This is a genomic window from Pseudomonas sp., from assembly GCF_049301935.1.
Lineage (GTDB): Bacteria > Pseudomonadota > Gammaproteobacteria > Pseudomonadales > Pseudomonadaceae > Aquipseudomonas.
In genome coordinates this window covers 1-8162 of the sequence record NZ_JBAQLP010000079.1, presented here as the reverse complement: position 1 = coordinate 8162, position 8162 = coordinate 1, and the positions used below count along the sequence as shown (strand labels likewise).

The 8162-nt window shown below is 60.3% G+C and carries 11 protein-coding genes; 7 read left to right on the top strand and 4 right to left on the bottom strand.

Features of this window, described 5'->3' with window-relative positions:
• On the bottom strand, positions 1 to 1244 hold a 1244-nt coding region (locus WA145_RS11105; RefSeq protein WP_422581634.1), incomplete at its 3' end, for an acyl-CoA dehydrogenase family protein.
• Between the two features lie 206 nt (positions 1245 to 1450).
• Complete coding sequence (locus WA145_RS11100; protein WP_422581633.1) at positions 1451 to 2404, bottom strand: MerR family transcriptional regulator; 954 nt, start codon at positions 2402 to 2404, stop codon at positions 1451 to 1453.
• Positions 2405 to 2495: 91 nt separating this feature from the next.
• On the opposite strand from WA145_RS11100, the gene WA145_RS11095 reads away from it, so the two are divergent.
• Entirely contained in the window at positions 2496 to 2921 is a 426-nt protein-coding gene (locus WA145_RS11095; RefSeq protein WP_422581632.1) for a thiol-disulfide oxidoreductase DCC family protein, read from the top strand.
• Positions 2922 to 2926: 5 nt separating this feature from the next.
• Here the strand turns inward: WA145_RS11095 and WA145_RS11090 are convergent, their stop codons facing one another.
• Positions 2927 to 3223, bottom strand: coding sequence for a hypothetical protein (locus tag WA145_RS11090; RefSeq protein ID WP_422581631.1), 297 nt, complete (start codon positions 3221 to 3223; stop codon positions 2927 to 2929).
• 263 nt (positions 3224 to 3486) lie between these two features.
• Here WA145_RS11090 and folM point away from each other — a divergent pair, with 263 nt between their 5' ends.
• The 6 genes from folM (at position 3487) to WA145_RS11060 (ending at position 6678) form a co-directional block, all read left to right on the top strand.
• On the top strand, positions 3487 to 4197 hold the full coding sequence (gene folM, locus WA145_RS11085; RefSeq protein ID WP_422581630.1) for a dihydromonapterin reductase: 711 nt from the start codon (positions 3487 to 3489) through the stop codon (positions 4195 to 4197).
• Positions 4198 to 4219: 22 nt separating this feature from the next.
• Positions 4220 to 4780 carry a GTP cyclohydrolase I FolE gene (gene folE, locus WA145_RS11080; protein ID WP_392540394.1) on the top strand — a complete coding sequence of 187 codons (561 nt, stop codon included), beginning with the start codon at positions 4220 to 4222 and terminating at the stop codon, positions 4778 to 4780.
• Entirely contained in the window at positions 4780 to 5151 is a 372-nt protein-coding gene (gene folX / locus WA145_RS11075; RefSeq protein ID WP_422581629.1) for a dihydroneopterin triphosphate 2'-epimerase, read from the top strand. The genes folE and folX overlap by 1 nt, the downstream gene beginning before the upstream one ends.
• Positions 5152 to 5274: 123 nt before the next feature.
• Positions 5275 to 5565, top strand: a complete 291-nt coding sequence (locus WA145_RS11070; protein WP_160013515.1) for a DUF1244 domain-containing protein — start codon at positions 5275 to 5277, stop codon at positions 5563 to 5565.
• A complete protein-coding gene (locus WA145_RS11065) occupies positions 5565 to 5909 on the top strand; it encodes a HopJ type III effector protein (RefSeq protein WP_422581628.1) in 345 nt (114 codons plus the stop codon). Before WA145_RS11070 ends, WA145_RS11065 begins: the two co-directional genes overlap by 1 nt.
• 181 nt (positions 5910 to 6090) lie before the next feature.
• A complete protein-coding gene (locus WA145_RS11060) occupies positions 6091 to 6678 on the top strand; it encodes a putative glycolipid-binding domain-containing protein (RefSeq protein WP_422581627.1) in 588 nt (195 codons plus the stop codon).
• 226 nt (positions 6679 to 6904) lie between these two features.
• Here the strand turns inward: WA145_RS11060 and trxB are convergent, their stop codons facing one another.
• Positions 6905 to 7852: a thioredoxin-disulfide reductase gene (gene trxB / locus WA145_RS11055; protein WP_422581626.1), complete on the bottom strand. Its 948-nt coding sequence runs from the start codon at positions 7850 to 7852 to the stop codon at positions 6905 to 6907.
• Positions 7853 to 8162 lie beyond the last annotated feature (310 nt).

Genomic DNA, 8162 nt, shown 5'->3' with positions numbered 1-8162 from the left:
CCACCCAACACCTGCAGGCCTTCGTTGGCGCAGTTGAAACCTTCATCGGTGAGGAAGGACTTCACCACCGGAGTCAGCAGCTGTACCAGATCATCGGCCTGCTCGCGTACGGCAGGGTCTGCATGGTCATGGGCGACGTCTTCATGCAGGCCGGTGAAATAGGCCAGCGCGCGGCAGCCTTCGATCATCACCTTCTGGCGCAACAGCATGCGCCGTACATCCGGGTGCACGATGATTGGATCAGCCGGTTTGTCAGCCGCTTTCGGGCCGGATAGCGAACGGCTCTGCAGGCGCTCTTTGGCAAAGCCGAGGCTGACCTGATAAGCACTTTCAGCAATGCCGAGGCCTTGCATGCCGACCATCAGGCGCGCCGAATTCATCATGGTGAACATGCACTTGAGGCCCTTGTTCGGCTCGCCGATCAGCCAGCCCTGGGCGCCCTCAAAATTCATCACGCAAGTGGCGGAACCCTTGATGCCCATCTTGTGCTCCAAACCGCCGCAGAACGCCGGGTTACGGCTGGCGTTTTCGAGGAACTTGGGCACCAGAAACAACGAAATACCCTTCACGCTGTCCGGCGCATCTGGCAGTTTGGCCAGCACCAGATGCAGGATGTTATCGACCAGATCGTGCTCGCCGCCGGTGATCCAGATCTTGGTGCCGCTGATGGCATAGCTGCCGTCCGCCTGCGGTACGGCGCGGGTACGAATCAGGCCCAGATCGGTGCCGCACTGCGGTTCGGTCAGGCACATGGTGCCGGTCCATTCGCCGCTGATCAGTTTTGGCAGGTAGCGCTCCTGCAGTTCACGGGCACCGTGGGCGGTCAACGCATTGATCGCTCCATGGGTCAGCCCAGGGTACATGCCCAGTGACAGGTTGGCCGAGCAGACCATTTCCTCAACCATCATATTCAGCACATGGGGCAAACCCTGGCCGCCGAACTCCGGGGTACAGGCCAGCGCGGTCCAGCCGCCCTCGGCGAACTGCTGATAAGCAGCGCGGAAACCGTCCGGCGCCTGCACCGCTTTACTCTGCGGATCGTAATGGCAACCCTGTTTATCGCCCGGGCCATTTAGCGGGGCCAGTACGTTCTCCGCCAGTTTGGCGGCTTCTTCCAGAATGGCGCCACCGAGGTCGTCTCCGAACTCGCGCTGACTAGGCAGCGACTGCAAGGTGGCATAAGCGTCGAGCACCTCGTCAAAAACGAAACGCATATCACGAAGGGGTGCGCGGTATTGGGTCATGTTGCTGAGTCCTCAAGCTGTACAAGTGGATACAAGCTGTACGCAAATAAATAATGTACAGCTTTTGTATAGCCTAACACCCCAGATAGCAAGCAATTTTCTGTACAAGTTGTACAACTAATCGGAATCGACAACAAACTGCAGGCACGCGAAGGCGCGGCCGCCAAAACGGCGACCGCGCTTATTCAGGCGTACTTAAGAGAAAATCAGGTATCCAGGTGACCAGCCAGAAACTGCTGCAGACGGCGCTGCATCAGGCGACCTTCATTGCCCAGGCAGGCAATCGGCGAGCCGCTGAGGCTTTCCTCGGCCAGGTCAGCACCGTCACCGGCCATCACCAGCGGGCAATCCAACGCCAGCGCCAGGCGCGAGAGCACCTTGGGCAGGTCATCGCTGGGCGGCTGATTGGAGAACAGCACCAGGGCCTGGGGCTGCATTTTCTCGCAGATCAGGGTCAGCTCTTCCAGCGGCTGACCCAGCCCCAGCACGCTGACGGCGGTGTCGGCACTGCTCAGCAGCAAGCCGGCGACTAAGAGTTCCAGCTCACGGCAATGGCCCGGCAAGGCTGCCAGCAGCACGCGCTCCTCGACCTGCGCGCGCAGTACCTGCAGGCGTTGCAGCGTGCGGGCGCGCAGAAAGGTATCGAAGAACAGCCACTCGCTGGTCTGGCCGTACTCGTCCTGACGCAGCAACAGCTCCTGCCACAGCGGCATCAGGATGTCCTGAAACACCACCGGCAGCGGGTAACTGGAGAAAATCTGGCCATACAGGCGATCCAGACGCAGCTCATCGAAGGCACTGATGGCGCGCCGCAGCTGGGCTTGCCACTCGCCCCACTCGCTGGCACTGACCTCTTCATAGACCGGTGAGCTGGCGGATTTGATCGAGCTGCTTTTGGCCAGAATCTTGCCAACCTTGCTCACCGCCACACCGCGCTCGATCCACGCCAGGATGCTGCGCACCGACTCGATATCCACCTGCGAATACAGGCGATGGCCGCTGTCGGTGCGGGTCGGCTGGATCAACCCATAGCGTCGCTCCCAGGCCCGCAGGGTGACTGGATTGACGCCAGTCAGGCGCGCCACCTCACGAATAGGAAACAACTCTTCCTGCTTGAGGGCACTCGAAACGAGGGACGCAGTACCAACCTGATCGGACATGGGCGCGGGTATCACAGAAAAAATGTTGCACGCATTGTAACTCAGCTATTTCCGGCATACTTTGTACAAGACTTATACAGAGAGTTAGACCATGAACAAGCAACCTTGCTGGCCCCTGACCCTCTACTACGATGGCGACTGCCCGCTGTGCGCCCGTGAGATCAAACTGCTGCGTCAGCGCGCCGATGTACAGCGCCTGTGCCTGGTCGATATCAGCCTCAACGACTTTCACCCAGAGTCCATCGGCCATAGCCGGGAGGCGCTGCAGAACCGCCTACATGCGCGCTTCGCCGACGGTCAATGGGTCACCGGTCTGGATGCCACGCTGTGGAGTTGGCGCGCCGCCGGCCTCGAGCGCTGGGCCGCGCCGCTGACCTGGCGAGCATTGCGCCCTTTACTGGAACTGGGCTACCGACTGTTCTGCCGGCTACGCCCACACCTCGACTGGCTACCCCACCCGGATGCCAGTCGGCGCTGCAAAACCGCTGCGTGTCCGACTAACAAACCACCGCGCTAGAAACCTCACTTCAGTTCGATCCATAGTCCTGGGTCTGGCTCAAGCAGCTCGGCGCGGCCGATAAGCTCATCGTGGCTTTCCGGCTGTAGCAACAACATCTGCCGCACCCCACAACGGCGCAAACGCGACTTGAGCAGCGCCAAGCCAGGCCAGAGTGAATTCCCCGCCCCATACTCCAACGTGCGCACGCTGCCAGCCTGACTGACCACCCGCACCTGGTAGCCACAGCAACGCAGGGTGCGCACTTCGACATGACGCACCCGCCCACGCAGCACTGCAATACTCAATTGCCAAGATCTCATGGCCACCATACCTGTACAAGAAAACCAATCTTGTACACGATTAAAACAATTTTATTCAGCCCTTATTTGCAAAAAATACCGATACAGCTCAATGAAATAGGCTTTTTTGCGTGAAACAGCCCAGTACCCGCACTGCGCGCATGGTTGTACAAAGCCTATTGCTGGTATAACTTTACTCCAGGTTCAGTCGAGGTTACGCCCTACTGGTCAGGTAACCCGGCGTAGCGTCGCTGAACCCACCCTTTTCTTTTGTCGAGTCGAGCATGAGCGCCAACACCGCCCCCATCCTGATAACCGGAGCCAGCCAACGCATCGGCCTGTATTGCGCCGAACGCCTGCTGGATGATGGCCATGCAGTGATCGTCACTTACCGCAGCGAACGCGATGCTATCGAGGCGCTCAGGCAACGTGGCGCCCTGGCCCTGCAGGCGGACTTTGCCAGCGAAGCCGGCATCCTGGCCTTTATCGAACAGCTTAAAACGCATACTGATAGCCTGCGCGCCATAGTGCACAACGCCTCCGACTGGCTGGCAGAAGCGCCGGGCGAGAAAGCCGCTGCCTTTCAGCAGCTGTTTAGCGTGCACATGCTCGCACCCTATCTGATCAACCTGGCCTGCGAGCCCTTGCTGCGTGCCTCAGCCTGCGCCGATATTGTGCATATCAGCGACGACGTGACACGCAAGGGCAGCGCCAAACGACCCGCCTACTGCGCCAGCAAGGCCGGGCTGGACAGCCTGACCCTGTCGTTTGCCGCACGCTTCGCCCCGCAGATCAAGGTCAACGGCATTGCTCCGGCGCTGATCCTGTTCAACCCGGACGATGACGCCGACTACCGCAGCAAAACCCTCAACAAATCGGCACTGGGCATCGAACCCGGACCACTGGTGATCTACCAAAGCCTGCGCTACCTGCTCGACAACCCCTATGTCACCGGTACCACTCTTACTGTTAACGGCGGTCGCCATGTCAAATGAGCCTGGCCGCGAGGACCCTGCAATGACCCCAGAACTGCCCAATCACTACCGCGAGATCCTCCTCGGCGTCGGCGAAAACCCTGAGCGCGAAGGCCTGCTGGACACGCCCAAGCGTGCCGCCAAGGCCATGCAGTACCTGTGCAACGGCTACCACAAGAGCCTGGAAGAGGTGGTCAACGGCGCGCTGTTCGAGTCGGATAACGACGAGATGGTGATCGTCCGTGACATCGAGCTGTACTCGCTGTGCGAGCACCACATGCTGCCGTTTATCGGCAAGGCTCACGTGGCCTATATCCCCACCGGCAAGGTGCTCGGCCTGTCGAAGGTGGCGCGGATTGTCGACATGTATGCGCGGCGCCTGCAGATTCAGGAAAACCTTACCAAGCAGATTGCCGATGCGATCCAGCAGGTCACCAGTGCCGCCGGCGTGGCCGTGGTGATCGAAGCCAAGCACATGTGCATGATGATGCGCGGCGTGGAGAAGCAGAACTCGGTGATGACCTCCTCGGTGATGCTTGGAGCCTTCCGCGAATCCTGCAACACTCGCCACGAATTCCTGCAACTGATCGGACGGAGCAAGTAATGCCGCGACTGGAACCTGGGATGGCGCGTATCCGCGTCAAAGACCTGCGCCTGCGCACCTTTATCGGTATCAAGGAAGAGGAGATCAACAACAAGCAGGACGTGTTGATCAACCTGACCATCCTTTATCCGGCAGTAGATGCGGTGCGTGACAACGATATTGACCACGCGCTGAACTACCGCACCATCACCAAGGCGGTGATCCGCCACGTCGAAGAAAACCGCTTCGCCCTGCTCGAGCGCATGACCCAGGAAATTCTCGACCTGGTAATGGCCAACCCGGACGTGCGCTACGCCGAAGTGGAAGTGGACAAACTGCACGCCCTGCGCTTTGCCGAGTCGGTGTCCATCACCCTCGCTGGGCACCGCTAAACAGAACGCTGAAAAATCCCTGGATGATTCCCGGCGCGTCCTGCGCCGGGTCGTTGCCGTCAGCCGGGCATGCTCTTATCATCGCCGCCAACGCATTCCCGCCTGCCCCTGGAGAGCATCGCCATGACCGAGCAAGAACGCCTCGAACTTGAAGCCGCCGCCTTTCGCAGCCTGGTGCAACACCTGCGCTCACGCCCCGACGTACAGAACATCGACATGATGAACCTTGCCGGTTTCTGCCGTAACTGCCTGTCCAAGTGGTTCAAGGCCGCCGCCGACGACATCGGCGTTGCCATTACTCCGGATGAAGCCCGTGAAGAGGTGTACGGCATGCCCTATGCGGAGTGGAAAGCCAAATACCAGAAGGAAGCCAGCGCCGAGCAGCAGGCTGCCTTCAGCAAAGGAAAAAAGTAATGAGCAGCCTCAACGACTTTCGCGCCACGCTGCGCAGCGAACACTTCACCTTCGCCGAAACCCTGGCGTTTATCGCCGAGCACTACCAGTACCAGCCCAGCGCCTTCAGCAATGGCACGGTGCACAACCCTGCCGGGCAGAACGAAGGCTCGTGCAAGACCCTTGGCCTGGCGTTGCTCGAAGGCCTGAGCCTGGAAGAAACCCTGCTGTGCTTTGGTGAGCATTATCGCAGCGTACTGGCCACCCCGAGCGGTAGCGACCACGGCAATATCCGCGCACTAATGGACACCGGCCTGGCGGGCGTGCGCTTCGAGCAGCCGTCGCTGCAACGCAACAGTTTGTAATCACTCGTCGGAACAGGCGTACCGAAACCTGCGCCACTGTCGGCAAAGGCTGACAGACATCACCCTTCAACCCGCCTAAGCTGCACGCCATTACTTGAACGAGAACACCAGGGAAGGTGCTCCGTGCAGCCTTGCCGCCGCGCTTCCCGGGTTTCTCCAACCTTGGCTTGGAGTCGCTAAGATGCAGCAGACCTTGGTATGGAAACCATGGCACAACCCCGGCGTAGAGAACCTGCGCCTGAACATCGATGAACACGGCATCAACGCCACCAGTCATCTGATGCAGAGCCTGCAAGGCCACAGCATCGCCGCCACCTACGTGCTCAACTGCGACCCGCGCTGGCGCTTTCGCCGCCTGTGGCTGAAGGTCGACAACCACGGCCAACGCAGCCTCAACCTCAAGCGCGACATCCGTGGCAACTGGTTCCACAACGGCGAACCGCGCCCGGACCTCAGCGAATGCCAGCAGGTGATGCTCTCCGAATCGCCCTTTACCCACACCCCAGCCCTGCAACGCTGCGCCCTGGAAACCGGGCAGAGTGAACTGCTGCAAGTCGCCTATGTCGACCTGCTAACGCTCAAGGTGGAGGCGCGCAGTCAGCGCTACCAGCGCTTGCGCCAACAAGGCGGCAGCACCCTGTACCGCAGCGAAGCGCAGGGACGCAAAAGCAGCGAACTGACCGTCGATGAACATGCCCTGCTGGTCAAAGCCAGTGACCAGTTTTTGCGCATGAGTTCGCGGGATTTGCAGCTCAATACCTGGGTCTAAGAACCTGCTTACGATCTGCTGCGCGTCGGCCATCCGGCGTTAAAAACAGCCTCGGAATGCTCATTTACAACTCGTAAACTCCGCTTCCTCGGCGTTTTGACCAGCCCGAGGCTGTTACTACGTAGCGCCTTGTCTGGCTCTAGCTCGCAAGATCGTAAACAGATTCTAAGCAGACCACAGACAGCAAAAAGCCTCGATCAAATCGAGGCTTTTTGCATTCTCAGGCTTACTGGCCGTCGAGATAACGCTCCACATCCAGCGCCGCCATGCAGCCAGCACCGGCCGAGGTGATCGCCTGGCGGTAGACGTGATCGGCCACATCGCCCGCCGCAAACACGCCGGGAATGCTGGTGGCGGTGGCATTGCCTTCACGGCCGCCGTTGACCAGCAGATAGCCGTCCTTGAGCGCCAGCTGACCCTCGAACAGCGAGGTATTCGGCGTATGGCCGATGGCGACGAACAGGCCATCGACGCTCAGCTCATCGAAGCTGCCATCGTTGTTCTTCACCCGCACGCCCGTCACGCCCATGTTGTTGCCGAGCACTTCATCCACCTCGGCATTCAGCTTGAGCACGATCTTGCCTTCGGCCACCCGCGCCTGCAGTTTGTCCTGCAGGATCTTCTCGGCGCGGAAGGTTTCACGGCGGTGCACCAGGGTCACCTTGCTGGCGATATTGGCCAGGTACAGCGCCTCTTCCACCGCCGTATTGCCGCCGCCGACCACCGCCACTTCACGGTTGCGGTAGAAGAAACCGTCACAGGTGGCGCACGCCGACACGCCCTTGCCCATAAAGCTTTCTTCGCTGGGCAAGCCCAGGTAACGGGCGCTGGCACCGGTGGCGATAATCAAGGCATCGCAGCTGTAAGTGCCGCTATCGCCGATCAGGGTGAACGGCTTGCCGGCCAGATCCACGGCATTGATATGGTCATAGACGATTTCCGTCTCGAAGCGCTCGGCATGCTCCTGCATACGCTGCATCAGCGCCGGGCCGGTCAGGCCATGCACATCACCGGGCCAATTATCCACCTCGGTGGTGGTGGTCAGCTGGCCGCCGGCCTGCAGGCCGGTAATCAGCAGTGGCTTGAGATTGGCCCGTGCGGCGTAGACCGCCGCGCTATAGCCGGCAGGGCCGGAGCCCAGAATGATCACGCGGGCATGACGATCAGCAGACATCAACAACTCCTCCCGGCAATGCCGGCAGCAATAAAAGGGGACTTCCGGGAGTGCCTAGGGTCGGAAGCCCCACAAAGGGATGCCGCGCAGGCTATGCCCGCCCAGCGCCGGGCGGAAATATGCTTTGCCAATGCCCTGCATAGGCAGGCGCTATAACGCGCCCCGGCAATCGTTAGCGCCCGTTGCAGAGGCTTTCACCTGCCACACAAAGCCGGTAAGGTCGGCGCGACTGCAACCTCGCGGAGACTCACCCCATGCCTGCTCCCGTACTGACCGGCCCGCAATACCTCAGCGAAGGCCTGAAACTGGT

Bases quoted from the DNA above. Each gene is read 5' to 3' on its own strand.
- WA145_RS11100 (WP_422581633.1), bottom strand. From the start codon at position 2,404: ATGTCCGATCAGGTTGGTACTGCGTCCCTCGTTTCGAGTGCCCTCAAG.
- WA145_RS11095 (WP_422581632.1), top strand. From the start codon at position 2,496: ATGAACAAGCAACCTTGCTGGCCCCTGACCCTCTACTACGATGGCGAC.
- WA145_RS11090 (WP_422581631.1), bottom strand. From the start codon at position 3,223: ATGAGATCTTGGCAATTGAGTATTGCAGTGCTGCGTGGGCGGGTGCGT.
- folM (WP_422581630.1), top strand. From the start codon at position 3,487: ATGAGCGCCAACACCGCCCCCATCCTGATAACCGGAGCCAGCCAACGC.
- folE (WP_392540394.1), top strand. From the start codon at position 4,220: ATGACCCCAGAACTGCCCAATCACTACCGCGAGATCCTCCTCGGCGTC.
- folX (WP_422581629.1), top strand. From the start codon at position 4,780: ATGCCGCGACTGGAACCTGGGATGGCGCGTATCCGCGTCAAAGACCTG.
- WA145_RS11070 (WP_160013515.1), top strand. From the start codon at position 5,275: ATGACCGAGCAAGAACGCCTCGAACTTGAAGCCGCCGCCTTTCGCAGC.
- WA145_RS11065 (WP_422581628.1), top strand. From the start codon at position 5,565: ATGAGCAGCCTCAACGACTTTCGCGCCACGCTGCGCAGCGAACACTTC.
- WA145_RS11060 (WP_422581627.1), top strand. From the start codon at position 6,091: ATGCAGCAGACCTTGGTATGGAAACCATGGCACAACCCCGGCGTAGAG.
- trxB (WP_422581626.1), bottom strand. From the start codon at position 7,852: ATGTCTGCTGATCGTCATGCCCGCGTGATCATTCTGGGCTCCGGCCCT.